The sequence below is a fragment of the Apolloniradiicaulis salifontis genome (genome assembly GCF_053756655.1).
Window position 1 is genome coordinate 1,907,946 of the sequence record NZ_CM132387.1, and the last position, 25,349, is coordinate 1,933,294.

Annotated in this window: 21 protein-coding genes; 6 read left to right on the forward strand and 15 right to left on the reverse strand. The window is 65.1% G+C overall.

The genetic code is table 11. The features are described from left to right. Nucleotides 1–84: 84 nt before the first annotated feature. On the forward strand, nucleotides 85–2,283 hold the full coding sequence (locus tag ACWCOP_RS09240) for a S9 family peptidase (protein ID WP_478247995.1): 2,199 nt from the start codon (nucleotides 85–87) through the stop codon (nucleotides 2,281–2,283). A gap of 121 nt (nucleotides 2,284–2,404) precedes the next feature. Here the strand turns inward: ACWCOP_RS09240 and recA are convergent, their stop codons facing one another. The 5 genes from recA to fliQ form a co-directional block, all read right to left on the reverse strand. Beyond that, the gene (gene recA / locus ACWCOP_RS09245; RefSeq protein WP_478247996.1) at nucleotides 2,405–3,496 is read right to left on the reverse strand and encodes a recombinase RecA; all 1,092 of its coding nucleotides are present in this window, start codon (nucleotides 3,494–3,496) and stop codon (nucleotides 2,405–2,407) included. Between the two features lie 175 nt (nucleotides 3,497–3,671). Further along, complete coding sequence (locus ACWCOP_RS09250; protein WP_478247997.1) at nucleotides 3,672–6,245, reverse strand: ATP-binding protein; 2,574 nt, start codon at nucleotides 6,243–6,245, stop codon at nucleotides 3,672–3,674. A gap of 110 nt (nucleotides 6,246–6,355) precedes the next feature. Beyond that, nucleotides 6,356–7,420 (reverse strand): flagellar biosynthesis protein FlhB, encoded by a 1,065-nt coding sequence (gene flhB / locus ACWCOP_RS09255; protein ID WP_478247998.1) that lies wholly within the window; start codon nucleotides 7,418–7,420, stop codon nucleotides 6,356–6,358. Next, on the reverse strand, nucleotides 7,420–8,178 hold the full coding sequence (fliR, locus tag ACWCOP_RS09260; RefSeq protein ID WP_478247999.1) for a flagellar biosynthetic protein FliR: 759 nt from the start codon (nucleotides 8,176–8,178) through the stop codon (nucleotides 7,420–7,422). The genes flhB and fliR overlap by 1 nt, the downstream gene beginning before the upstream one ends. A 5-nt stretch (nucleotides 8,179–8,183) precedes the next feature. Beyond that, nucleotides 8,184–8,447, reverse strand: coding sequence for a flagellar biosynthesis protein FliQ (fliQ, locus tag ACWCOP_RS09265; protein ID WP_478248000.1), 264 nt, complete (start codon nucleotides 8,445–8,447; stop codon nucleotides 8,184–8,186). Nucleotides 8,448–8,905: 458 nt separating this feature from the next. Here fliQ and ACWCOP_RS09270 point away from each other — a divergent pair, with 458 nt between their 5' ends. The 3 genes from ACWCOP_RS09270 (at nucleotide 8,906) to ACWCOP_RS09280 (ending at nucleotide 15,815) form a co-directional block, all read left to right on the forward strand. Next, a complete protein-coding gene (locus tag ACWCOP_RS09270; protein ID WP_478248001.1) occupies nucleotides 8,906–11,884 on the forward strand; it encodes a TonB-dependent receptor domain-containing protein in 2,979 nt (992 codons plus the stop codon). Between the two features lie 68 nt (nucleotides 11,885–11,952). Beyond that, nucleotides 11,953–13,761, forward strand: a complete 1,809-nt coding sequence (locus tag ACWCOP_RS09275; RefSeq protein ID WP_478248002.1) for a tetratricopeptide repeat-containing sulfotransferase family protein — start codon at nucleotides 11,953–11,955, stop codon at nucleotides 13,759–13,761. 173 nt (nucleotides 13,762–13,934) lie between these two features. After that, the gene (locus ACWCOP_RS09280) at nucleotides 13,935–15,815 is read left to right on the forward strand and encodes a DUF885 domain-containing protein (RefSeq protein WP_478248003.1); all 1,881 of its coding nucleotides are present in this window, start codon (nucleotides 13,935–13,937) and stop codon (nucleotides 15,813–15,815) included. 138 nt (nucleotides 15,816–15,953) lie between these two features. Here ACWCOP_RS09280 and fliE read toward each other — a convergent pair whose 3' ends face one another. From fliE to flgB, 3 genes are read right to left on the reverse strand one after another with little or no spacing between them, the layout of a single operon-like run. Next, nucleotides 15,954–16,277 (reverse strand): flagellar hook-basal body complex protein FliE, encoded by a 324-nt coding sequence (gene fliE / locus ACWCOP_RS09285; protein WP_478248004.1) that lies wholly within the window; start codon nucleotides 16,275–16,277, stop codon nucleotides 15,954–15,956. An 11-nt stretch (nucleotides 16,278–16,288) separates the two neighbouring features. Beyond that, nucleotides 16,289–16,705: a flagellar basal body rod protein FlgC gene (flgC, locus tag ACWCOP_RS09290; protein ID WP_478250674.1), complete on the reverse strand. Its 417-nt coding sequence runs from the start codon at nucleotides 16,703–16,705 to the stop codon at nucleotides 16,289–16,291. Nucleotides 16,706–16,733: 28 nt separating this feature from the next. Next, nucleotides 16,734–17,150 carry a flagellar basal body rod protein FlgB gene (gene flgB, locus ACWCOP_RS09295; RefSeq protein ID WP_478248005.1) on the reverse strand — a complete coding sequence of 139 codons (417 nt, stop codon included), beginning with the start codon at nucleotides 17,148–17,150 and terminating at the stop codon, nucleotides 16,734–16,736. 159 nt (nucleotides 17,151–17,309) lie between these two features. Here flgB and ACWCOP_RS09300 point away from each other — a divergent pair, with 159 nt between their 5' ends. Both ACWCOP_RS09300 and fliP read left to right on the forward strand, forming a co-directional pair. Beyond that, entirely contained in the window at nucleotides 17,310–17,714 is a 405-nt protein-coding gene (locus ACWCOP_RS09300; protein ID WP_478248006.1) for a hypothetical protein, read from the forward strand. Beyond that, a complete protein-coding gene (fliP, locus tag ACWCOP_RS09305; RefSeq protein WP_478248007.1) occupies nucleotides 17,711–18,469 on the forward strand; it encodes a flagellar type III secretion system pore protein FliP in 759 nt (252 codons plus the stop codon). The genes ACWCOP_RS09300 and fliP overlap by 4 nt, the downstream gene beginning before the upstream one ends. 164 nt (nucleotides 18,470–18,633) lie before the next feature. Here fliP and ACWCOP_RS09310 read toward each other — a convergent pair whose 3' ends face one another. From ACWCOP_RS09310 to ACWCOP_RS09340, 7 genes are all read right to left on the reverse strand, one after another. Further along, nucleotides 18,634–19,368: a DUF6456 domain-containing protein gene (locus ACWCOP_RS09310; protein ID WP_478248008.1), complete on the reverse strand. Its 735-nt coding sequence runs from the start codon at nucleotides 19,366–19,368 to the stop codon at nucleotides 18,634–18,636. Next, nucleotides 19,368–19,712 (reverse strand): helix-turn-helix domain-containing protein, encoded by a 345-nt coding sequence (locus ACWCOP_RS09315; RefSeq protein WP_478248009.1) that lies wholly within the window; start codon nucleotides 19,710–19,712, stop codon nucleotides 19,368–19,370. The genes ACWCOP_RS09310 and ACWCOP_RS09315 overlap by 1 nt, the downstream gene beginning before the upstream one ends. Before the next feature lie 144 nt (nucleotides 19,713–19,856). Beyond that, the gene (locus tag ACWCOP_RS09320; RefSeq protein ID WP_478248010.1) at nucleotides 19,857–21,581 is read right to left on the reverse strand and encodes a Na(+)/H(+) antiporter subunit D; all 1,725 of its coding nucleotides are present in this window, start codon (nucleotides 21,579–21,581) and stop codon (nucleotides 19,857–19,859) included. Next, nucleotides 21,574–21,939 (reverse strand): hypothetical protein, encoded by a 366-nt coding sequence (locus ACWCOP_RS09325; protein ID WP_478248011.1) that lies wholly within the window; start codon nucleotides 21,937–21,939, stop codon nucleotides 21,574–21,576. Before ACWCOP_RS09325 ends, ACWCOP_RS09320 begins: the two co-directional genes overlap by 8 nt. Further along, complete coding sequence (locus ACWCOP_RS09330) at nucleotides 21,936–23,408, reverse strand: proton-conducting transporter transmembrane domain-containing protein (RefSeq protein WP_478248012.1); 1,473 nt, start codon at nucleotides 23,406–23,408, stop codon at nucleotides 21,936–21,938. Before ACWCOP_RS09330 ends, ACWCOP_RS09325 begins: the two co-directional genes overlap by 4 nt. Then, nucleotides 23,405–24,940, reverse strand: coding sequence for a monovalent cation/H+ antiporter subunit D family protein (locus tag ACWCOP_RS09335; protein WP_478248013.1), 1,536 nt, complete (start codon nucleotides 24,938–24,940; stop codon nucleotides 23,405–23,407). The genes ACWCOP_RS09330 and ACWCOP_RS09335 overlap by 4 nt, the downstream gene beginning before the upstream one ends. A gap of 3 nt (nucleotides 24,941–24,943) precedes the next feature. Continuing rightward, complete coding sequence (locus ACWCOP_RS09340) at nucleotides 24,944–25,348, reverse strand: cation:proton antiporter subunit C (protein ID WP_478248014.1); 405 nt, start codon at nucleotides 25,346–25,348, stop codon at nucleotides 24,944–24,946. Between the last annotated feature and the right edge of the window lies 1 nt (nucleotide 25,349).

A 25,349-nucleotide genomic window follows, 5' to 3' on the forward strand; every position in this document is an offset into this window, starting at 1 on the left:
TTTGCCCTGACGCTCGCCGCTTGCACCGGAGACGGAGCGGCGCTCAGTCAGCAAGAGGTGCAAGACCGGGCGCATAACCCGGCAGTGGGCGCGCCTCAGGGCGCGCCCCAGGATTCCGCCGCGCTGACCATCGAACGCATCTTCGCCTCGCCGTCGCTGTCCGGTCCCACGCCGCAAAGCCTGAAGTTTTCCCCCGACGGAAGCCGCGTGACCTTCCTGCGAGCCAAGGAGGAGGACCGCACGGTGCTGGATCTGTGGGCCATGGATGTGGCCGACGGGCGCACCTACCGGCTGGTGGACGCGTCGGCTCTGGCGCCGGAGGAGCGCGAACTGTCGGAAGCCGAGATCCTGTATCGCGAGCGGGCGCGGATCTCGCAAAGCGGCGTCGTGTCCTATGACTGGGACGAGAGCGGCGAGGCGGTTCTGGTCCCGCTGGACGGCGATGTCTTCTACGTGAACGTGGAGAGCGGCGAGGCCGAGCGCCTCATGGAGACGGAGGCGTTCGAGACCGATTTCAAGGTGAGCCCGGACGGGGCCCGCGTCTCCTTCATCCGGGACCAGGATCTCTGGGTGCATGATCTGGACACAGGCGAGGCCCGCGCGCTCACCAATGATGGCGAAGGCCCGGTGAGCTGGGGCGTCGCCGAGTTCGTCGCCCAGGAGGAGATGCAGCGCTATACCGGTTATTGGTGGAGCCCGGACGGCGCTCGCATCGCCGTGGCGCGCATCGACGAGACGCCCGTGGAGATCGTCCCCCGCTTCGGCATCGGCCCCGAAGGCGTCTCGGTGAGCGAGCAGCGCTATCCGCGCGCCGGGACCGACAACGCCCTTGTGGAGCTCTGGGTGATCGATGTGGCCAGCGGCGAGCGCGTGCGGGTGGATCTGGGGGCGGAGACCGACATCTATCTCGCCCGGGTGAACTGGAACGCCGCCGGCGACCGGCTCTACGCCCAGCGCCAGAACCGCGAGCAGACGCGGCTCGATCTTCTCGGCGTCGATCCCGAGACGGGAGAGAGCGCGCCGACGCTCACCGAAGAGGCGCCTACCTGGATCAATCTCACCAACGACTTCACACCGCTGGAAGGCGGCGATTTTCTCTGGACCAGTGAGCGGACCGGCTTTCGCCACATCTATCGCGTCACACCCGCCGGAGAGACGACGCAGATCACGTCGGGCGAGTGGGTGGTGGACGAGATCAGCGGCGTCAGCGAGGACGGCGAAACGGTCTATTTCGAAGGCTGGGTGGAGACGCCGCTGGAGCGCCACCTCTACGCGGTCAACATGAACGGGCTCAGCAGCGCGGAGCCCGTTCCCACGACCTCAGGCGACGGCCGATGGAGCGTCAGCCTCGGCGACGGGGCGGCTGCGTTTATCGGGACCTATTCCGATCCGGACACCCCGCCCCAGACCGGGCTCTACGCCATGAATGGCGAGCGCATCGCTTGGGTCGAGGAGAACGCCCTTGATGAAGACCACCCCTATGCCCCTCATATCTCAAGCCATTTGACGCCGGAGTTCGGGACGATCACGGCGCCGGACGGCGAAACCGAGCTTTACTGGTCGATGCTCAAACCGGTCCATTGCACGGCGGAGACCCCCTGCCCGGCGATCGTCCAGGTCTATGGCGGCCCCCATGTGCAAACGGTCTCAAGGGGTTGGACCAATCCGCGCGACCAGCTCTTCGCCGATCAGGGCTATATCCTGTTCAAGCTTGATAATCGCGGCAGCTGGAATCGCGGCCACGCCTTCGAGGCCGAAATCCATGACGTGATGGGCACGGTGGAGGTGGCCGACCAGGTGGCCGGGCTGAACTATCTGGAAGATCGAGACTTTGTCGATCCGGACCGGATCGGCCTGTGGGGCTGGTCCTATGGCGGCTACATGACCCTGATGACCACGCTGCAGGCGCCCGGCGCCTACAATGCGGCGGTCGCCGGGGCGCCGGTGACCGACTGGTCGCTCTACGACACCCACTACACCGAACGCTATATGGACACGCCCCAGGCCAATGCCAGCGGCTATGAGCAGGGTTCGGCCTTCGCCCATGTGCAGAATTACGCCACGCCCACCCTGATCATTCACGGCATGGCCGACGACAATGTCACCTTCGATCACTCGACCCGGCTATTTTTGGAGTTGCAACAACAGAACGCCGATTTTGAGATGATGACCTATCCCGGCCAGCGCCACGGCGTGCGCCCGCCCGAGCTGCAGACCCATCTCTGGACGACGATTTTCAGATTCTTCGATAAGCGGCTGAAGGCGCAAGACTCCGGCGACTGAGCGGACTGCACGCGCGGCGCCGCTCAGGGCCGCCACGCATGCCCAGCATCGTGGCGGGAACGCCAGATAAAGGCGAACGGCCCCGGCGCGCTTATCATCAGCGCACCAGGGCCGTCGTCAGCTAGCCTGCGGCTTCTTCGTCTTCGGGGCCGAGATCGGCGTCCGGCTCGGGACCGCCAAGCAATTCTTCTGCAATCAGGCCGGCGTTCTTGCGGACCTTGGCTTCGATCTCTGCGGACATCGCTGCGTTTTCAAGCAGGAATTTGCGCGCATTCTCGCGGCCCTGTCCGATGCGCTGGGAGTCGTAGGAATACCAGGAGCCGGACTTCTCGATGATATTGCCCTTCACCCCGAGATCGATCAATTCGCCGGTTTTGGAGATGCCCTCGCCGTAGAGAATATCGAACTCCACCTCGCGGAAGGGCGGGGCGACCTTGTTCTTCACGACCTTGACCTTGGTCTGGTTGCCGATGACCTCGTCGCGGTCCTTCAGGGCGCCGATGCGGCGGATGTCCAGGCGCACAGAGGCGTAGAATTTCAGCGCATTGCCGCCCGTGGTGGTTTCCGGCGAGCCGAACATCACGCCGATCTTCATGCGGATCTGGTTGATGAAGACCACAAGGCAATTGGACTTCGAGATAGAGCCGGTAAGCTTGCGCAGCGCCTGGCTCATCAGGCGGGCCTGCATGCCGGGCAGCGAATCGCCCATCTCGCCTTCAAGCTCGGCGCGCGGGGTGAGCGCGGCCACGGAGTCGATGACCAGAACATCCACCGCGCCCGAGCGCACCAGCGTATCGGCGATCTCAAGGGCCTGCTCCCCGGTGTCGGGCTGGGACACCAAAAGCTCGGCCACGTCCACGCCCAGCTTCTTGGCGTAGAGCGGATCCAGCGCGTGCTCGGCGTCGACGAAGGCGGCGGTTCCGCCGGCCTTCTGGCACTCGGCCACAACGTGGAGCGCCAGCGTGGTCTTGCCAGAGCTTTCCGGTCCATAGATCTCCACGATCCGGCCCTTGGGAAGACCGCCTACGCCCAGCGCGATATCCAGGCCCAGTGAGCCGGTGGAGATCGCCTCGATATTCTGGTTCGGCTTCGAGCCGAGCTTCATCACCGAGCCCTTGCCGAACGCGCGATCAATCTGGGAGAGGGCCGCGTCCAGCGCCTTCTGCTTGTTGTCTCCGGTTTCTCTAACCACTTGAAGCCTCGCCTGAGCCAATGTCCTACTCCCTTTATTTCATGCATCGCCTGAGTCGGGCAATGAAGCGGCGGCGCCGCAAGTCACCTTATTCGTACCTATTTTGTTCCGCGAACGCAACAGGAACATTTTGCACATAACAAAACGGGCGGCCCGCGAGAGCCGCCCGTGTCGCCACAGCCTTGAATTAAAGGCGCTATCGGCGCGCCGCCGCGAGTTCTTCCTTCACCCTTTCGGCCAGCTGCTGGATGTCGAAGGGCTTCGGCAGGAATGAAATATCCAGGTCTGAGGAGAGCGTGTCGGAGAATTCCTCCTCCGCATAGCCGGAGATGAAGACGATTCGCGCAGCGCCCAGATATTTGCGCCCGGCTTTGAGAAGCGACGGGCCGTCGAGGCCGGGCATGACCACGTCGGAGATCAGCAAATCGAAGCTCTCCGGATTCTCCTCCAGAATCTCCAGCGCCTCTTCGCCGTCACACGCCTCCACCACTTCATAGCCACGGCGCACCAGCGTCTTGGCGGCGATCTGGCGCACGGCGTCCTCGTCCTCCACCAGAAGGATGCGGCCATGACCGGCCAGATCAGACGGCTTGGGTTCGGCGGTCTTGGCCACGATTTCGGCCTCGATCTCGGCGGTCTCCTCAGCGCTCGGCACATGACCCGGCAGATAGATGGAGAAGGTCGTGCCCTCGCCCGGCTCTGAGTCCACGAACAAGAAGCCGCCCGACTGCTTGACCACGCCGTACACGGTGGCGAGCCCCAGCCCGGTGCCCTCGCCGGTTTCCTTGGTGGTGAAGAAGGGCTCGAAAATCTTGCGCCGGGTCGCCTCGTCCATGCCGCATCCGGTGTCGGCCACATGGATGGCGGCCCAGCGTCCCTCTGACGGGTTGGGCGCGCCGGCTTTTCGCACGGTTTCCGCGTCCACCATCTCGGTGGTGATGGTCAGCACACCGCCGCCCTGGCCCTTCATGGCGTCACGCGCATTGGTGGCCAGATTGACCAGGACATTATCGATCTGGTTGCGGTCGGCGCGGATCAGGGGCAGCTCGCGTCCGTGGCGGATCTCCAGCCTGACCGTCTCCTCCAGAATCTGGCCCAGCATCACCGAGCAGTCCGACAGAACGTCGGAGATGTCGAACACGGTCATGCGGAAGGTCTGCTTGCGCGAGAACGCCAGAAGCTTCCTCACAAGGCCCGCCTGACGGGTGACGGTGGAGTTGATCTGCTGCAGATCCTGATAGCTGGGATCACCCACCGGGTGGCGGTTCAAGAGCTCGCCGACACTGAGCCGGATCGCGGTGAGCATGTTGTTGAAGTCGTGGGCCACGCCGCTAGCGAGCTGGCCGACCGCCTGCATCTTGCCGGCCTGGGCGACCTGGGTCTCCAGCGCTTTCCAGGCGGAGATGTCAACGATATAGGCGGCCCGCTTGCCGCCCCGCGCCGGCGCCAGAAACACATGGACCGGCTTGCCGTCCTCGCCGGTCAGGCGCGCCTCGCCCGGCTCCCCCGAGCCTGACAGCGCCCGGTCGAAGGCGGCGCCCAGCCCGCTTTCGGGATCGAACAGATCCACAAAGCGCGCGCCGGGAACGGCCGCGCCCCCGGATAGGTGGACGAGGGCGAGATTGGCGTCCTCCACCATGGCCGACATGGGATCGGCGGCGTCCAGACGCGCCACGCCGAAGGGCGCGGAGGCGAACATGTCGTCAAACGTGCGCCCGGCCTTGGCGCCGCTCTGGCGAGCGATCTGCGCCAGGCCCGGCGGCGTTCCAGCCGCGGATAGACCATAGACCACGCACCGCGCCCGGGCCGGGCGTTCATCGCCCCACTCCACGCACAGAACCACCGGGCTCTCCACGCCTTCGCGCGCCACCATGCGCGCATCCAGCCGCACCGCGCCTTCATCCCCGCGAGAACGCGCGAACACCGACGCCGCATCGCCGGCGAGAAAATCGGTCAGCTTGAGCGCCTGGCCCGGCTTGGCGTCGATCCAGCTGCGCAGCGTGGCGTTGGCGGCCAGCACCCGGCCCTCGGCGTCGGCAAGGAACAGGCCCACCGGCGCGTGTTCGGCCCAGTCCGGCGCGGCGTCGGCGGCCGAGCCGTCCTCCTCGCGTGCAATCTGGAAACGCCACAGCGCGCCGCCGCCCGGCATCGCGCTGACATCACCCACATAGACCGAGGCGCCCTCACCCTGCAGGCTGAGCGGGCCCAGCGTTTCACGCGCCGCTTCTCCGGCGTCCGCAGCCCGCGTCAGGCGGTAGACCGCGCCTGACGCGGCGCCGGTGAACAGGCGCTCGGGCGCGGGCGCTCCGGCGCTTCCAAGGCCGGCGCGAGACAAATCCCGATAAGCGCGGTTCGCCCAGACGACGCGGCCGTTGGAGCCGGTGATCAGCACCGGATCGGTGAGCGCATCCAGCGCAGATTGCGCGAGGCCGGACGCCGCATCGGCGCGCGGTCCCTCGCCCAGCGCCCGCCCGGCGGCCTCGCCGGCGGCGAGCGCATACATCAGCAAAAGCGCACAGGCGGCGATGCCCGACAAAAGCACCACGCCCTGCCAGCCCGCGCCGGCGCCGAAGATGATCGCCACAGCGGCGGCGACCAGCGCCATCAGGCTGGCGGTCCAGAACAGGGCGCGGGTGAGCGGTTTCGCCAGGCGTCCCGCGGCCGGCGCGGCGGCGGGAGCCATTGGCGCCGCCGCTGCGGCTGCAGGCGCAAGCTCCGCTTCGGCGCCGGGCGCCGCTTCGGGAGCTTCTGTTGCGGGGGCGTCAGTCATGGCGGGCTCCCTGGCCGGTGAGTGTGATTCGGCCTCTAAGCTTGGCGCCTTCAGGTTAACCATAGTTTCGTGCGCGCACGCGAATTTCAGAAGATCGGCGCCGGCGCGCCCTACCGCCGACCCTTGAGGCTGAGCACATAGCCGATCACCTTGGCCACGGCGGCGAACTGTTCAGGCGGGATCGCCTCCTCCAGATCGACACTGGCGTACAGACCGCGCGCCAGCGGCGGATCCTCCACGATGGGTACGCCGTTCGCCTCCGCCAGCTCGCGGATGCGCAGCGCCACCTCGTCCACACCCTTGGCCACGCAGACCGGCGCGCCTGTGACGCCCTGCACGTATTCCAGCGCCACGGCGTAGTGGGTCGGGTTGGTGATCACCACCGCCGCGTCGGGCACCCGCGCCATCATGCGGCGCTGGGCGCGCTCCTGGCGGATCTGGCGCAGCTTGGCGCGCACCATGGGATCGCCTTCGGTGTCCTTGTACTCGTCCTTGATCTCCTTCTGGCTCATCTTGTTGCGGTCGATGAACTGATGGCGCTGAAATGCAAAATCGGCGGCGGCGATGAAGGCGTAGACGATGAGCGCTGCGATCAGGAGCTCGATCGTCGCCGAATAGACTTCCTGAAGCAGTCCGATGGGCGCCAGGGCGGGCAGCGCCAGAAGCTCGTCGCGGCGCGGCCACATCACCAGCGCCACCGCGCCGCCCACCAGCGCCATCTTGCCGACGCCCTTGAAGAAATTCATCCAGCCCTCAGGGCCGAACATACGCTTCAGCCCGTTAATGGGGTTCAGCTTGTCGAGCTTGGGTTCGATCTTCTTGGGCGTGAACATCAGCCCGTGCTGCACCAGATTGCCGGCGGCGGCCGCCACCATGATCAGCAGGAAGACAAAGCCCAGAATGACGACCAGGCGCAGCCCCGTCGCCGCCGCCAGCTCCATCGCGGCGCCGGTGTCCAGGCTCATCTCGTGGGGCCGGGCCAGGAAGATCGTCATAATGCGGGTGAGATCGCTGGAGACGCCCGGCGCCATGAAGGCGAACACCGCAAGGCCGGCGGCCAGGGTGAACCAGCCGGATATCTCCTGACTTTTGGGAACATCGCCGTCCTCGCGCGCCTTCTTCAGGCGCCGCTCTGTCGGCTCTTCTGTCTTGGAGGATTTGTCTTCTTCGGCCATCAGCTCATCGTCACCGCGAACTGTTCGAAGCGCTCAAGCCATACCAGCGCGATGGCGCCCAGCGTCATGGCCAGGATGGCGAAGCCGATCAGGATGTTGAGCGGCATGGCGATGAAGAAGATCTGCGCCTGCGGCATCAGGCGTGAGAGCACGCCGAGCCCGAGATAGAAGATCAGTCCGAACGCGATCAGCGGCGAGGCGATCTGCACAGCCAGGGCGAAGGCGTCGATGAAGAGCTGCAGCGCCCAGCTGGCCGCATCGCCCACCGCCGGCGCCGATCCGGCGGGCATCATCTCATAGCTCTGCGCCGCGGTGAGCAGCAGGTAATGGTGCAGATTGGTGACGAAGATCAGCACCATGAACATCAGGTTCAAAAACTGCGCCGGCAGGGCGCCAGACTGGCCTTGTGTGGGATCAAAGCTCTGGGCCATGGCCAGGCCTGTCTGATACCCGATGATCTGACCGGCGACAGCGCCCGCCATGAGCAGGATGCGCGAGGCCGCCCCGATCATCAGCCCGATCAGCACCTCCAGCGCCACCAGGCCGGCCGCCGCCGCCAGACTCTCGGGCATGGCCGGCAGGCCCGGCGCGATCAGCGGCCCCACAGCCAGAGAGAAGGCCAGAGCGAAGGACAGCCGGATGCGCGGCGGGATCGTGCTTTCCCCGATGCCGGGAAGCAGCATCAGGATCGCGCCCAGGCGTGCGAACACCAGGGCTGCGGCGAACACTGTGATGGAGATGTCGAACCCGGCGACCATGGCGGTCAGCCTGCGACGATTCTGTCGACGATCGTCATCATGAAGCTGGACAGAAGCGCCGCCATGAGCGGCAGGAAGATCAGCAGCGCCAGAAAGATCGCGATGATCTTCGGCACGAAGACCAGCGTCATCTCCTGAACCTGGGTCAGCGCCTGCAACAGCGCGATCACGACGCCCACGGCCAGCCCGATCAGCATGACCGGCGCGGCCATGGCCAGCATGGTCCAGATCGCTTCCGCGCCGATGTCCAGGACTTCGCCGCCTGTCATGACCGGTCTCCGTTCACGCCGCGTTTTACGGCGCTCAAAGGTCTGTTGCGCGGATTCTATGCGCTTGCGCAAAAGTTAACGAAAGCGGTTAAGGAAGGTTAAAGATTTTCTAATCTATCTGTATACTGATTATATTGAGACGCACTTTTTTACGTTCGTCAGATGTATGACAAAATTGCAACGTTCGTAATTTTTGATGAATGAATTTATTAAATACCCTTGCTGCGCCGCAGCAGAGTAACGCAGCCTCATGGCTCGAAGGTGGATTGAGCGCAACAACGCCGGCCCGCCCGAGGTCAACCGGGGAGATCATAATGGCCAATATTCGTAAAACTCGTTTCTCGCACTTGCGCAGTGTCGCGCTTGCCGGCGCATCGCTTGCAGTGCTGGCGTCCGCGCCAGGCTTCACGCAGTAGGCGGAGGGTGAAGAAACCGCAGCGGCGGCCGACCGGGTCGTCGTGACCGGCTCGCGCATCGCCCGCGATCCAAACCTCACCGCCCCGGTTCCGGTGCAATCGGTCAATGAAGAGGCCATCCTGCGATCCGGCGAACTGAACATCGCTGACGTGGTCAACGACATTCCGGCCCTGATTTCGTCATTGACGGCGGAAAATTCCGTAACCGGCGCAAACTCGCTGAACCTGCGCGGCCTTGGCGGAGAACGCACGCTGACCCTGGTGAACGGCCGGCGTCACGTGGCCGGTTTCCGCGGCACCCAGGCTGTGGACACCGGGACGATCCCGCGCGCCCTTGTCGAGCGCGTCGAGGTGTCCACGGGCGGCGCCTCGGCGATTTACGGCGCCGACGCCGTGACCGGCGTGGTGAACTTTATCCTGAAGGACGATTTTGAAGGCGTGCAGCTGAACCTTCGCGGCGGCGTGTCCGGCGAAGGCGATGCGGAGAACTATTCCGCCGACCTGCTGATGGGCAACAACTTCCACCAGGGCCGCGGCAATATCGTTCTGGGCATAACGATCGAGGAAGACACCGCCCTCACCCACGGCGATCGCGATTGGTCGCGCGATAACGGTATCGACCAGGTGCAGACCAATCCTGCAAGTCTCACCGATCCCAACGCGCCCCCTCGCGCGATCATCCAGGATCCACGCTTCTGGCTCACCTCGCAGGAAGGCTCCATCGCGCCGGGGTTCGGCGGCCGGGGCGTCAACTATGTCGACATTAATGGAAACGGCGTCGCCGACTGTCAGGAATCAGAAGGCGGCCGTGTCGGCTTCCTCGCCGGGTGCTGGCTGACCAATCCGGACGGCTCCGTGCGCGTGAACCAGGACGGCACCGTCCTGAACGGTCTTTGGGGAATCGGCGGCGACGGCGGCCGGGTGAACTTCAACCGCGACACGCTGATGCCCGAAACCGACCGGGCCGTGTTCAACGTGAACACCACTTACGACCGCACTGACACCCTGCGCGTTTTCGGGGAGATCAAGTTCGTTCAGGCGACGTCGCGAACCTTCGGCGAGCAGGACAGCTTCTACGACACGCTTTTCATCCTGCCGGACAACCCGTTCATCCCGTCCCAGCTTGATCCGGTGGTCGCCGCGCGCGGCGGTCTGCTGCTCACCCAGGATCCGCTCGACTGGAGCGACAACAACACGTTCCAGTACACGCGCGAAACTCTGCGGATCGTCGGCGGCGTCGAGTGGGAATTCGCTCCGGGCCATACGCTTGAAGTGTCCGCCAACCACGGCAACTTCAACAATGAATCGCTCACGACCGGCCTCTATCTCGACCGGGTTTTCGCCGCCATCGATTCCACAATTGATCCGGCGACCGGCGAGATCGTCTGCCGCTCCGACCTGGATCCCAATGCGTTCTACGAGATCGATTATTTCGCTGGCGGTAACGGCTTCGCCGACGGCGCTTTCGCATCGAACCGCTACTATTCCTTCACCCCGGGCGACGGGCAGTGCCAGCCGCTCAACCCGTTCGGCACCTACTCCGCCAGCCCCGAAGCGCAAAACTTCGTCACGTCCAATCTGAGGGACGAACTGGAAATCGAGCAGACCGTGTTCTCGGCGATCGTCGTGGGCGAATTCAACCGGTTTGACTGGGCGCTCGACGGCGCGCTCGGCTACGCCGGCGGCGTGGAATATCGCGAAGAGAGCAGCAACAACAAGCTCGACCCGCTCACGCTTGGCATCCTGCCCCAGGGCACGTCGTTCACGCCGGGTGTGCTGGTGAGCTCCGTCGATCCGTTCCTCAACTCCTTCACGAGCATCGACAACACCCAGCAGTTCAATACCCGCGGCGAATACGACGCGACCGACGTCTTCCTTGAAGTCCAACTGCCGATCTTCCGCGATCGCCCGTTCGCCGAAGAACTCACCCTCTCCGGTGCGGTTCGCACATCGAATTACTCCACTGTCGGCGACGCCACGACGTGGAGCGTTGGCGGCACCTACACGCCGGTCCGGGACGTCACCCTGCGCGGCACGATCTCTGAAGCCGTTCGCGCGCCGAATATCGCCGAGCTCTTCGATCCTCAATTGCCGATCTTCGTCAACGCCACCACCGATCCTTGCGATCTGACCAATGTGGGCAGCGGTTCAAACCCGGCCCAGCGTGAGGCCAACTGCATCGCCGACCTTCGGGCCGCGGGCGTTTCGGATTCCGCAATCCTGGACGCGGGCGGCGCGTATGCATGGCAGAACCCGCTCACCGGGCGGTTCTCCGGCGTCTCGGGGGGCAACCCTGATCTGAATGTGGAGACGGCCGAAACCTTCACGGTCGGCGCCATCATCCAGCCTCGCTTCCTTCCGGATCTGTCGATCACGGTCGACTACTGGGACATCACCATCGAAGACGCGATCTCCGCAGTCGGCGCGGCCGACATCCTGAACGGCTGCCTGGACTCGGCCAACTACCCGGCCCTGGACTTCTGCTCGTTCTTCACGCGTCGCGGTGACGGTGGTCTGAACTCGCTGGAATCCGGCCAGATCAATTTCGCCAGCCTGGAAGCCTCCGGCGTCGACTTTGCGGTGAACTATTCCTACGACGTCGGCGCCAACACGTTCAGCGCCAGCCTCGTCGGCTCGCACCAGGAAAAGCTGGACCGCTTCTTCAACCCGCTCGATCCGGCCGACGTGGACCCGGAAGTGCGGGAAATCCAGCTGCCCGAATGGTCCGGCAATCTGACCCTGGGCTGGGATCGCGGTCCCTGGAGCGCCGCGCTTCAGACCAGCTATCAGAGTGAGCAATTCGCCGCTGAAATCGAGGATTTCGACGATCTGGGCGCAGCCGGCCTCTACGATGAAGTCTACATTCTGGATCTGAACGGGGCCTATGAGTTCAGCGACTCGCTACGCTTCTACGGCGGGGTGAACAACCTCACCGACGAAGAGCCGTTCTCGACCCAGACCGCCTGGCCGGTCGGACCGCGCGGGCGATTCTTCTTTTTCGGCGCGGTCTATACCCGCTAAGACGCTCAGAGTGACGGAAATGGAATGCGGAGGCGAAAGCCTCCGCATTTTTTTGTTATAGAGATCTCATGGACCCTGACGCGCTCTACACCGCCGCGATGCGAGAGGCCGAAAAAATGGCGGCCCGTGGCGAGCGCGGCGAGGCGATCGCTGCGTTGAAGGGCTTTCTTGAGGCGTACCCCGGAGCCTTCGACGCCTGGATCAGGCTTGGAAACCTGCTCTACCACGAGCAGCGCTACGCTGAAGCTGTTCAGGCGGTGAAGGCCGCCGAGCGCGCAGATCCTCTTGCCGCTCAGTTCCAGCTCATCCAGCGCGCCATGCAGAGCCGCGATTTCGCGCAGGCCGGATCGGTCGCGAACGCGATGCTGGAGAAGCATCCAGGCCACCCGCGCGCGGTCTTCACCCTGGCGCATCTCGCCTCGTCCAGGGGTGATCACGAGGGCGCCGTTGCAATCCTGGAAAACGCGCTTCGCCTGTCTCCAGCCAATCTTGTCCTGCGCACGATGCTGATCGGCGCGTTGGAGCACTCCGGCGCCTATCGGCGTGCTATTGCGGCGGCGAAGGAGCTGGCCCGCATCGAGGAGTCGTTCGACTCGCTCTGGCCGCTGATCATGGTGCTGTTGCGCTATGGCCGGAACGACGAGGCGCTGGAGGCCTGCGATCGGGCCGAGCGCCACGTAAACTCAGCCCCGGCGAAACAGAGCGCTGTCAAACTGGTCCGCGGCCAGATTCGCCGGATAACGGGAGACCGTGAGGCGAGCATCGACTTGTTCCGCGCAAGCCTCGCCGACGATCCGCGCAACGCCGCAGCCTGGTGGGCGCTGGCTGACATGAAGACTTATGCGTTCTCGCAGGCCGAACAGCAGGCGATCAGAGCGCTGTCGGCGCGGCCGGACATTGACCGGAAGACGAAGAGCATCGCCACATTCGCTCTGGCCAAAGCGCACGAGACTGAAGACGACGGGGCGGCCTCGATGCCGCTCTACATCAAGGCGAACGCGCTGCACAATGACCACGCCTTTGATCCGCAACGCTTTGACGCCGCAGCCGACAGGCTTGTCCAAGCCTATACCGCCGAAACAGTCTCGGCGCAGGCTGCAGCCGCGCCAGGCGGCGCAACGCCGATTTTCATCGTCGGCCTGCCGCGATCCGGGTCGACCCTGGTGGAGCAGATTCTGGCAAGCCACTCACAGATCGAGGCCACGATCGAGCAGCCCACCCTGCCGGCTGTTAAGCGAACGGCACATCTGCGCTGCGTTGAGCGATTCGGCGGCGACTATCTGTCCAATATCGGCCGCATGCCCCAAAGCGATCTTGAGGCGCTCGGTCGGGCCTATCTGGAAGAGAGCACGCTGTTTCGCACCGGAGACCGCGCGTTCTTCACCGACAAGATGCCCAATAATTTCGAGCATGTCGGGTTGATCCATAAAATATTACCAAACGCCGTCATCATCGACGTGCGCAGAAATCCGATGGATTGCGGGTTCAGCCTGTTTAAGCAATACTTCGCGCAAGGCGTTGATTTCAGTTATAATCTCAAAGACATAGGATCTTACTACAACGGATATCTAAAGATCATGGACCACTGGGATCGCGTCCTGCCCGGCAAAGTCCTGCACGTGCAGTACGAAGATCTGGTCAGATCGCCCGAGCCGATGATCCAGACCCTGCTGGCCGGTGTCGGCGTGGCGTTTGAACCGGGATGCCTCAAGTTTCATGAGACCCGGCGCGCTGTGCGCACCGCCAGCAGCGAGCAGGTCCGGCGGCCCCTCTACAGCGAGGGCGTGGGCGCATGGCGAGCCGTTGAGGCGCATCTTGAAGACCTGAAGATCGCGCTTGGGCCGCAGACCCTGAACCGGTTCCGCGACCGGCTTTAGGCCCCATCGCTCCGCACCTGGCCTTATAAGCGCCTCTCGCGTGCGGTCGCTGAAACTGTCGTCATGACAGCCAAAAGACTCGGCCAGGCCCTTCGCGTTCGGCGCTGGCGGTGCTTAACTGCGCGCCAAATTGCACGCCCACGCCAAACGATAAGACTTTCAAGGGGAAGATCATGCTGAAACTGTTACTCACCGGCGCCGCCGCAGCCGCACTTCTCACCAACGCCGGCTTCGCCCATGAGCCGCACGCACCGGCGTTCGTTGTCAGCGCCGCGGCCCAGGCCGCCGAGGCCTCTACCGAACAAGGCGCCGAGCAGACCGAGAGCGAGCGCCTCTACGCCTGGTTCCAGGAGGTGTTCGAGGCCGAGATCGCCCGCTCGCCCCAGTCCATGACGTCGCTGGGGATGATCTCAGATCTCGACGCCTATGGACGCTGGGACGACGCTTCCGACGCCGCCGTGCTGGAGGATTTCGAGCGCGGCCAGGCCTATGTGCGCGAAATGCGCGAGACTTTCGACTATGACGCCCTCACCGCCGGCGCCCGGCTGTCCTACGATTTCTTCGTCCTGCAGGCGGAAAACGAGGCGCGCCAGCACGCCGTGCGCGACAGCCGCTACGCCTTCTCGCCCATGCGCGATGCGGTGTCCGGGCTCGTCACCTTCCTGATCAACAATCATCGCGTGGAGTCCGAAGCCCACGCCGCGGCCTATGTCAGCCGGCTTCAGGGCATGGACACGCAGATCGACGTGCTCGTCGAGCGCGCTCTCGCCCGCGCGGAAAACGATGTCCGCCTGCCGCTGTTCGCCTATCCGCGCCTGGAGGCCGGCGCCCGCGCCCTGATCTCCGGCTATCCCTATGAAGAGGGGGAAGACAGCGCGCTCTACGCCGACTTCAAAGAGAAGGTGGAAGCGCTCGAGCTCGAAGCCGACGCCGAAGCCGCCCTCCTCGCCGACGCCCGCACCGCCCTCACCGAAGAATTCGCCCCTTCGGTGGAGCGCTACATGGCCGCGCTGGACGATATGGAGGCCGGCGCCGACGACCGCGCCGGCATCTGGAAACTGCCCGACGGCGAAGCGGCCTACGCCGCTTCTCTGGCGCAATTCACCACCCGCACCGATCTGGGCGCCGAAGACATCCACCAGATCGGCCTGTCGGAAGTGGAGCGCATCCACGCCGAAATGCGCGCCATCATGGACGCAGTGGGCTTTGAAGGCTCGCTGCAGGACTTCTTCGAGTTCATGCGCACCGATCCGCAATTCCAGCTGCCCAACACCGATGAAGGCCGCCAGGAGTATCTGGACCGCGCCACGCAGGTGGTGAACCAGGTGATCGAAGCGGCGCCGGCCTATTTCGACACCCTGCCGTCGGCGGATATCGAAGTGCGCAAGGTGGAATCCTGGCGCGAGGCCACGGCCACCGGGGCCTTCTATTCGCGACCGGCGCTGGATGGCTCGCGACCGGGCTATTACTACGTGAACCTGGCCCACATGCCGGACAACCCGACCTATCTTCTGGAAAGCCTGTCGCTGCACGAAGGCGCGCCGGGACACCATTTCCAGGTCGCCCTGGCCCAGGAGCTGGACGAAGTCCCGCTGTTCCAGCGCCTGGCGTGGAACTCCGCCTATGGCGAGGGCTGGGCGCTCTACACCGAGTGGCTGGGCAAGGAGATGGGCTTCTACGAAGACCCGTACTCCGATTTCGGCCGCCTCTCCTATGAGGTGTTCCGGGCCGTGCGCCTGGTGGTCGACACCGGGCTCCACCACCATCAGTGGACCCGCGAAGAGGCCATCGCCTACATGCTGGAGAACACGCCCATGACCGAGGGCGACATCACCCCGGAAGTGGAGCGCTATATCGTCTGGCCGGGCCAGGCGGTGAGCTACAAGATCGGTATGCTGACGATCCAGGACCTGCTGGCGCGCGCGCAGGACACGCTGGGCGAGGACTTCCGCTGGGGCGGCTTCCACGACGCCGTCCTCACCGCCGGGCCCCTGCCCCTGCCGCTTCTGGAACAGCGCGTGGACGCGTGGATCGCCGAGGTCCAGGCGGGGTAGGCGTCACGCCGGGGTCTCCGCCCCGGCTGGCGGATATCGAGGGGGCTTGCGCAGCACTGACCGTCGCGCACGCCCCCTTGCGTACCCCCGGCTCAAGGCCGGGGCGATGTCCTCTCCCGTAACCGGGAGAGAACATCGCTAGATCGGCATTCTGAGTATTTCCTGGTAGGCGCGGATGACCTGGTCGCGCACGGCGATCACGGTCTCCAGCTGCACTTCGGCGGCGGCGACGGCGGTGACCACGTCGATCATTTCCGCCTGGCCGGTAGCCGCGGCGGTGGTCATGGATTCAGCGCCGCGCACCGTCGCCTCCACCGAGCCCACGGCCTCGCGCACCATGCCTGCGAAATCCGGCGCGCCGGCGGCGCCGGCCTGGCCGGCTTCGTCAGCCGGGTTGGGGGCGCCGGCGCGCCCGGCCTGCTGGGCGACGGCGGCGTAGGCGCGAAGGGCGGCGAGATCCATGGCTTAGCTCCTTAGCGGCGCAAAAGGTCGAGCGTGCGCTCGAGCATGCGGCGCGTGCCTTCCACCATGGTGAGATTCGCTTCGTAGGACCGCTGCGCATCGCGCATGTCCATCAGCTCGATCAGGCTGGAGACGTTGGGGTACTTCACATACCCTTCCGCGTCCGCCGCCGGGTGGCCGGGCTCGTAAACGCTGCGAAACTCGCTCTGGTCGGGGCGAACATCGTTCATCCGCACAACCCTTGCGCCCAGCTCTCGGTCCATCACGGCGTCGAAAACCGGGATCTGACGGCGATAGGGATCCTGTTCGGCGGTCTGACCGGTGGAGTCGGCGTTGGCGACGTTCTCGGCGATGACGCGCATGCGCGACGCCTGGGCGCGCAGGCCCGCCGCCGCGATCTGGAGCGTTTCTGAAGCTTTATCCAAGATCTAGCTCCTTGGCTGACTGACTGAGGCCCTATTGACCAGGGGGCCGGCCCGCGAGCCGGATCATGTTGAGGCTTTTCTGATAGAGGCTCAGGGCGGTTTCATATTTCATGCGGTTCTCGTTGGCGCGAACCATCTGTTCCTCGATCACCACCGAGTTGCCATTCACCGTCGTCTCGCTGTCGGGTCGCTGTTCGGTGCGATAGGCCGCGCTCGAGCCCGCCGTGCCGCCGCCATAATGGCGCGGATCGGTGACGCGCAGGCCGCCGGACGACGCGCTCGCCTGTCCGTTCAGCACACGCTCGAACTGGCCTTGGGAGATTTCGCCCGGAGTGAATCCCGGCGTGTTCACATTGGCCACGTTCTCCGCCAGCACGCGCTGGCGGGCGTTGTGATAGCCCAGCGCCTGGCGCAGCGTGGACAGAACATTGATGTCGTCGAAAGCCATGTTGGACGGCTCCCATGGGTTACGAGAGTGTTCACCCTGAAGCGCGCCGGTTAAGAGGCGCTTAACCGGGCTTAACGACCGGCCCGACTCCCGTTAGCTGTTTTAGTCGGACAAGCGCCGGGGTCGCCCCGAACCGGCGCGGGCAAGGGCTGCAGCGCTTTGGATCTGATCGATTTCTCCCGCTATTTCGCCGCCCTTCTGGTGGTGCTCGGCCTTCTGGGCGGGGTTGCGGTGATTCTGCGCAAGGGCTGGCTGCCCTCGGGACTGGCGAGTTTTCAGGGCCTGGACCGGCGCGAGCGCCGCCTCGCGGTGAAGGAGAGCCTGATTCTCGATCCGCGCCGACGCATCGTCATCGTCAAAAGCGATGATGTGGAGCACGTGCTCCTGCTCGGCCCGGAACGCGAAACCGTGCTGGAGACCCGCCCGGTGAAGGCGGCGCCTGTGTTCACGCCGATCGCGCCCGCGGACTTAGAGGATGAGTCGGCCGCTGACGCCGGGGACGGGCAAGACGGCGCGCGAGACGAAGAGTCCGCCGAGAAATCCAGCCTCCGGGCCGCTGAATGATCGCGCGCGCCCTGAAACTGGCGGCGTTTGCAGCCGGGCTTGTCCTGCTGCTTGGCGCGCCGGCGCTGGCTCAGCCGGCGATCAGCGTCGATTTCGGCGAGGGCACGGGGCTCACAGAGCGAGTCCTGCAGCTGATCGCGTTGCTGACGGTGCTGAGCCTGGCGCCGTCCATCCTGATCATGACCACCAGCTTCGTGCGCATCATCGTGGTGCTCTCGCTCCTTCGCACAGCCATCGGCCTGCAGCAAAGCCCGCCCAACGCCGTGCTGATCTCGCTGGCGCTGTTTCTCACCGCCTTCATCATGGCGCCGGTCTTCACCCAGAGTTATCAGCAGGGAATCGAGCCACTGCTGAACGGTGAACTGACCACCGAAGAGGCCTTCACCCAGACCACCCAGCCGGTGAAGATGTTCATGCTCGCCCACACGCGCGAGGAGGATCTGGGGCTGTTTCTGGGGATCGCCGAGATCGAGCCGGAAACGCCTGAAGCCACGCCGGTGCACGTGGTGGCCCCCGCCTTCATGATTTCGGAGCTGCGGCGCGCGTTTGAAATCGGCTTTCTTCTCTTCATCCCCTTCCTGATCATCGACCTGGTGGTCGCCTCCATCCTCATGTCCATGGGCATGATGATGCTGCCGCCCATCGTGATCTCGCTGCCGTTCAAGCTGATCTTCTTTGTTCTGGTGGACGGCTGGCGGCTGGTCGTGGGCTCTCTGGTGCAAAGCTTCGAGAGCGGGACGCTACCGCCCGGGTGACGCGGGGTTTGAGCGCCCGCGCGCCCATTTCCAACAAAGTTTTAGAGGCTTAATATTCGTTGTCGTCCCGGAAGCGCGGAAGCGCTCTCAAGGACCTCAGGACGTGAAGCTCCGCCTTGGGGTCCCGGCGCGGCGCTTCGCTTCGGCCGGGATGACACCAGGGATCACACCACCCGCTCGCGCCGTTTGAGCCGGTAGTGGATCGCCAGCCGGTCCAGCGCCAGTTTCAGGGCCGGCGCGCCGGTGCGTTCGGGCCAGCCCAGTTCGCGCTCGGCGAGTCTCATGCCGGTTTCGCGGATCACAACGTTCAGCAAGAGCCGGTCAAAGCCCGGCCCCACTGCATCTAGCGCCGCCAGGACGCGCTCCTGGGCGTCGAGGCGTGAGACCGGCGCCTCGGCGCGGTCTCTGGGGGCGGCGCGGCTGGACGCCCGCGGCATGCCGGACCAGTCCTGGGTGACCCGGCTTTGCAGGGCGGAGAGGGTGTAGTCGCGCTCAAGCAGCTGCGCGGCGGCGGCGTGGACCGGTTGAAGCAACGGCGGCTTGCCGTTCTGCGCCCTGAAATAACGCGCCAGCGGGCCGCCGGACCGCGCGAAGACCGAGCGTTCGCCCTCCCGCTCCATCACGATGCGCCGCTCCACCCGCCCGTGCTGAACCGTGAACCCGGCCGCCCCCGCCTCGTCGCGGCGCGCGCGGTCCTCGCCGTCGCCGGTCAGCGCATATCCGCCCGCCACCGGCTCCAGGGCGCCGTCGCTCAAGGCCCGGCGCAGCTCCGCCTTGCTCACAAGCGCCAGCGGGCGCCGGCGCCGGTCGCCCCCGGCGAAGACGCCATAGCCCGCCCTTCCCGCTGGAAGGGGCGCAAGCAGCCGGCCTGGCCGGGCGAGACGCTCGATCCAGCTCATCACGCCCGCTCCAGCAGCCGGGCCGGCGGCGGCGCGGCGCGCAGGCACGCTTCAAGATCGTCAAGAAAGGCGTCGAACTCCGCCTCGTCGCGCCGATCCTCAATTCGATGGCAGGCGTAGGCGGCGGTGGAGCGATCACGCCCGAACGCCGCCGCGCAGCGCTGCAGGCTCATTTCGAACGCCACATGGGTGAGGTATATCGCCACCTGGCGCGCCAGCGAGGCGCGCGCTGCGCCGCGTGTGGGCTGGTCAATCTCTTCGGCCGGCACGCCAAGCGCATAGGCCACCGTCTGTAATGTCAGCCGGGCTCGCGCCCGGTCCTCCAGATCACGTGAGTGAGTCACGTCGTTCTCCCGTTCGTCTCGTGTCCATCAAACCCCGTTTGGTGGAGCATGATAGGAACAAGAGAAGAACGCGAGGATAACTTTCCTATGATGCGTGCGGCTTTTTCTAGCGCACGCTAGCGTATCGCCCATAAGGCGAGCCGATTACAACGGGGAGAAGTAGGCCACAAGCAGGACGCCGGCCAGAACGATGGCCGTCCAGAGCGCCATGAGGCCGGAGGGAAAGTCGCGCGACAAGTCGCCGGCCGGGCTGAACACATTAAACAACCGCCCGCCGAACCGCTTGAGGCTGGACCCCAGAAGCCCCTCCACGAAGCCTGCCAGCAGCCGGCCCATGGCCGTGCCCCAGCGCGCCAGCCCGTCGCCGACATAGCGATAGAGCCAGTCGGCGTCGAGAATCGTGCGGTCGTCTTTCAGCGGATAGAGCTTCAGCCACACCAGGACAGCAAAGGCGAGCGCGCCGGAAGCCAGGATCTGAAGCTGGCCGATGACTGAATCCAGCTTGTAGGGCTTGTAGTCCATCTCGAAGGGCAAGAGCCCGTAGAGCGCCTGATAGTGCGTGCCCAGGTAAACGCTGAGGAAGGCGCACAGCCCCATGGCCACCAGCATGCCGGTGGGCGCCTCCTCCACGCGCCACGCGCGTTTTTTGCCAAAGAAGGCGAAGAACGGAACTTTCAGAGCGCTCTGCTCCATCACCCCGGCGGAGGCGAAGATCATCAGCACGTAGAGCCAGGTGATATGCGCCTCGTGAACGCTGGACAGGATCAGCGTCTTGGCGACGAAACCGGAGAACAGCGGCGCGCCGACGACGGCCAGCCCGCCCAGCACCGCGAACACGCCAGTGACCGGCATGGCCGAGAACAATCCGCCCAGCTCGGTGGCCTTGGTGGTTCCGGTGCGTTTCAGGATCGCGCCGGTGACCATGAACATCAGCGCCATGTAGATGACACCCACGAAGGCGTTGGCCGCCGCACCATTCAGCGCCAGCTGCGTGCCCACCCCGATCGCCACGATCATGAAACCCAGCTGATTGATCAGCGCATAGGCGAGCGTGCGCCGCAGATCGTTCTCCACGATGGCGAAGAAGATCGGGAACACCGCCATGACCGCGCCCACATAGATCAGGAGCTCCTCACCGGGAAAGCCGCGCGCTAGGGCGTAGATCGCCATCTTGGTGGTGAAGGCCGAAAGGACCACCGCGCCGAACGCGGTCGCCTTGGGATAGGCGTCGGGCATCCACATGTGCAAAAGCGGGAAGCAGGCCTTGATCCCGAACCCGATGAGCAGAAGCCAGCCGGCGGCGCTTTCAAGGTTCAGCGCCTCGAACGTCCACGATCCGGTCTCGCTCGCCCACATCGCCGCGCCGCCCAGCACCAGAACGCCGGAGAGCACCTGGATGGCGAGATAGCGAAGCCCTGCGCGCCGCGCCCGGGCTCCGCCGGCCGCAAAGATCAGCGGCGCCGAGGCGATGGCCGTCAGCTCCCAGAAGAAGAACAGCGTCAGCAAATCGCCGGCGAACACAGCGCCCACCGCCGAACCGGCGTAGATCAGCGAGCTGGCGTCGGAAAGCGGCCCGCGCTCATGAAAGGCGTAAATCCCGTTGATGAAGGCGATGAGCACGAAGACCAGCGCCCAGACCCGCGACAGCGCGTCAAAGCGGAAGGTCTCCAGCGTCACGGGCCCCAGCTCGATGACGCCGTAAATCCCGGGCTCGCGCGTGGCGAACCAGCACGCGATCGCCACCAGCGGCGCAGCGATCATGATCGCCTTGCGAAGGGCCTGCTGCGGCACGGCGAGCGCCACAAGCCCGCCGAAGATCAGCGGCCAGGCCGGCGACAGGCCGTGGAGGAAGCCAAGCAGATCAGTCACGGGCCGCGCTCCTGGGCTCGTCTCGCCCGTCGCCGCCCTGATCGCCAGCGCGGTCTCCAGCATGATCACCGCGCTCGTAAAAGCCGGCGCTGGCCGACAGCAGCCCGCGCACAGCCCAGCCGGCGAAAATCGCCGCGGCGAGCGCCAGGCCTGGCAGAATTTCGTAGCCGCCCAGAACTTCGGGGTATTTCGACCAGCCCTCGCCGCCCGTGAGCGCGAACTCCACCGCAAAGCTGATCAGCAAAAACGCCAGCAGCCCGGCGGTGATGAACAGCCCGGTGCGAGGCCCGGACAGGCGCTGGAACGGTTTGGCGAGCGGGTGAACCCGGCCCGGCGCAGGCGGTTTGGCCCGGCTCATGGCGTCATCTCCGTGGTGAAGACGGGAGCGAGATAGTCGATCAGCGGTCCGATGGCGAAGAACAGCGCGATGGTACCGGCCGCCGTGATCGCCGGCGCGATGTACGCCAGCGGCGGCGCCATCCCGGGCCGCATCGGGCTGACTTCAGGCTTGGGCTTCAGAAAGGCGCGGATCACGATGGGCAGAAGATAGCCGATATTCAAAAGCGTCGAGCCGATGAGCATGGCGATGAGCCAGGGCTGGTTCGCGTCCGCGGCGCCTTCCATGAGGAAGATTTTCGGCCATACCCCGCCGAAGGGCGGCACGCCGATGATCGACAGCGCGCCCACCAGGAAGGCGGCGAAGGTCACCGGCATGTACCAGCCCAGCCCGTCCAGCTGGCTGATCTCGCCCTTCTTGGTCCCGGTATAGATGCCGCCCGCAGCCATGAAGAGCGTGATCTTGCCCCAGGCGTGCATGATGATCTGAAGCGAGGCGCCCAGAAGCGCCGCGGGGCTGGCCAGCATGGCGCCCAGCGTGATGTAGGACAGCTGGCTGACCGTGGAGAAGGCCAGCCGGCTTTTCAGATTGTCCTTGGTGAAGGCGATGATCGAGGCGATCACGATGGAGGCGCCCGCGACCCAGGCCAGCACGTCGGCGGCGGGCAGCGTGTCCATATAGGCGGGCCCGAAGATGTAGATCACCACTTTGAGCATGGTGAACACGCCAGCCTTCACCACCGCCACCGCATGCAGCAGGGCGGAGACCGGCGTCGGCGCCACCATGGCGTTGGGCAGCCAGGGATGGATCGGCATCAGCGCCGCCTTGCCGATTCCGAAGGCGAACATGACCAGAAGGATCGAACCCGCAACGGGACCGGCCGCCTGGGACAGGATCCCGCCGGCGGTGAAGTCGGTGGTGCCGGTCATGAAGTAAGTGATGAGGACCGCCGGCAGCAAAAGCCCGATGGAGGTGGCCAGCAGAATGCCCAGATAGATCGAGGCGCCCTTCCTGGCCTTGGCGTCGCCCTTGTGGGCCACCAGCGGATAGGTGGAGAGCGTCAGCGCCTCGTAGAAAAAGAACAGCGTGATCAGATTGCCCGCCAGCGCGATGCCCATGGCCGAGGCGATGGACAGGCAGAAGCAGATATAGAAGCGGGTCTGATCCTTCTCGTTATTCCCACGCATATAGGCGATGGAATAGAGCGAGTTCACGATCCACAGACCGCTGGCCACCATGGCGAAGACCGCGCCCAGCGGCTCCAGCGTGAAGGTCAGCGTCAGGCCCGGCGCAAATTCGACGAGCGTCAGGGTCGGGCGCCCGGCGGCGGCCTCGACCAGATAGGCGACATTGATCGCCAGCGCGACGGCGCTGATCAGGGTGACGGCTTCACGCCAGTTGGGATAACGCCCCAGCGCCGCCACGCCCGCCCCGCCGATGAGCGGGATGATCAGGGCCAGGGCGAGCGCGAGTTCAGGAGTCCAGCTCACCGGTTCAGCCCTCCGTTGATCGCGGCCTCAGCCGCCGTGCGGGCGAGATCGACGATGGGCGTTGCGTCTACGCCGAACCAGAGATTGGCGAACGCCAGGAACCAGAGCGGGGCCAGTATCATCAGCGGCGCCGAGCGCACCTCGCCGCCCGGCCGGTTCGCCGCCTGCGGCGCCGGATGGACCCACAGCGCGATCAGCATGCGGTAGCAATAGAACACCGCGATCACCGAGCTGGTCAGGATCGCCGCGACCGCCCACCACCAGTCGTTTTCCAGCGCCGCCTGCACCAGATAGAATTTCGAGATGAAGCCCACCGTGAACGGCACGCCAATGAGCGACAGCGCGCCGATGGTGAAGGCCGCCGCCGTGAACGGCATGGCCTGGCCCAGGCCCTTGAGATCATCGATGCGGCGCACGCCATAGCTGATCGTGAACGCGCCCAGCGCCATGAAGAGCGCGCCCTTCATGAAGGCGTGATTGACCAGATGCAGGATGCCGGCGGTGACCCCGGCGCCGGTGCCGATGCCGAGGCCCAAAAGCATGTAGCCCACCTGCGCCACCGAGGAATAGGCCAGCAGGCGGCGCGCATCGACCTGGAAGAAGGCCTGCGCCGAGGCGATCAGCATGCCGGCGATCGCCAGCGGCGTGATCACATAGGTCATGGCGTTCTCCACGAAGCCTGAATCGATGGAGAACACGTCGTAGGAAAACCGTATGATGACGTAGAACGCCACCTTGGTGGCCGTGGCGGCGATGAAGGTGGTCACGAAGCTCGGCGCGAAGGCGTAGGCGCTGGGCAGCCAGAGATGCAGCGGGAACATCGCCGCTTTCAGCCCCATGCCCACCAGGATGAAGGCGAAGCCGATCTGGATCACCCGGTTGTCGCCCGCGTCCCCGATCGCCACGGCCATGTCGGCCATGTTCAGCGTGCCGGTCGCCATGTACAGAAAGCCGACCCCGATGACGAAAAACGTCGCCCCGATCGTGCCCATGACCAGATAGTTGAACGAGGCGGTGAGCGCGCGCCGATCAGCGCCGTGGCCCATGGCCACGAGCGCATAGGTGCCGATGGAGCTGATCTCCAGGAAAACGAACAGGTTGAACGCGTCGCCGGTGATCGCCACGCCGCTGAGACCGGAAAAACAGATCAGGAACGCCGAATAGAACAGCGATCTGCGATCCGCGGGGATTTCATCCTCGACGCTCGGCGCTCCAAAAATCAGCGCAAGAAAGCCCATGAGCGCCAGCAGAAGCACGATGGCCGCGTTCAGCCCGTCAACGCGAAACTCGATGCCGTAGGGCGGCTCCCAGCCGCCCAGCGCATAGCTGACGACGGCCATGGGCGCGCGCGTGGCGTCATTCAGCTCGATTGCGCATAGAAGCGAAACGGTCACGCCGAACAGCGCCACCAGCCAGGCCGCCCGGCCCGAGGGGAGCGCCGCGCAGACCGCCGACAGGGTCAGCGGGACCGCGACGAGCAGAACCGGAGCGTGCTCCGCAAGGACCGCAGGCAGGAAGAACGCTTCGCTCACGGCTTACACGCCCTTTTCAAGTTCAAGCGAATAGTCGGCCTGGGCGATCTCGTCGTCCTCGATCGTGCCGTAGGCCTCTCGGATACGCACCACCAGCGCCAGGCCCACCGCAAGCGTGGCGACGCCCACGACGATGGCGGTGAGGATCAGAACCTGGGGCAGCGGATTGGAGTACAGGGTCGCAGGATCAAGCGTATGGGCTTTTAGCGCCTTGTAATCGAGGATGGGCGGCGCGCCCCCGAAAACCTTGCCGATGGCGATGTACAAAAGGAACACGGAGGTCTGGAACAGGGTCAGCCCCACCATGCGCTTGACCAGATTGCCGGTGGCCAGAAGCGCGTACAGGCCGACCATCATCAGCACGATGGCCGCGACATAGGGCAGGCGGTCTAGGATCATCTCGATCATC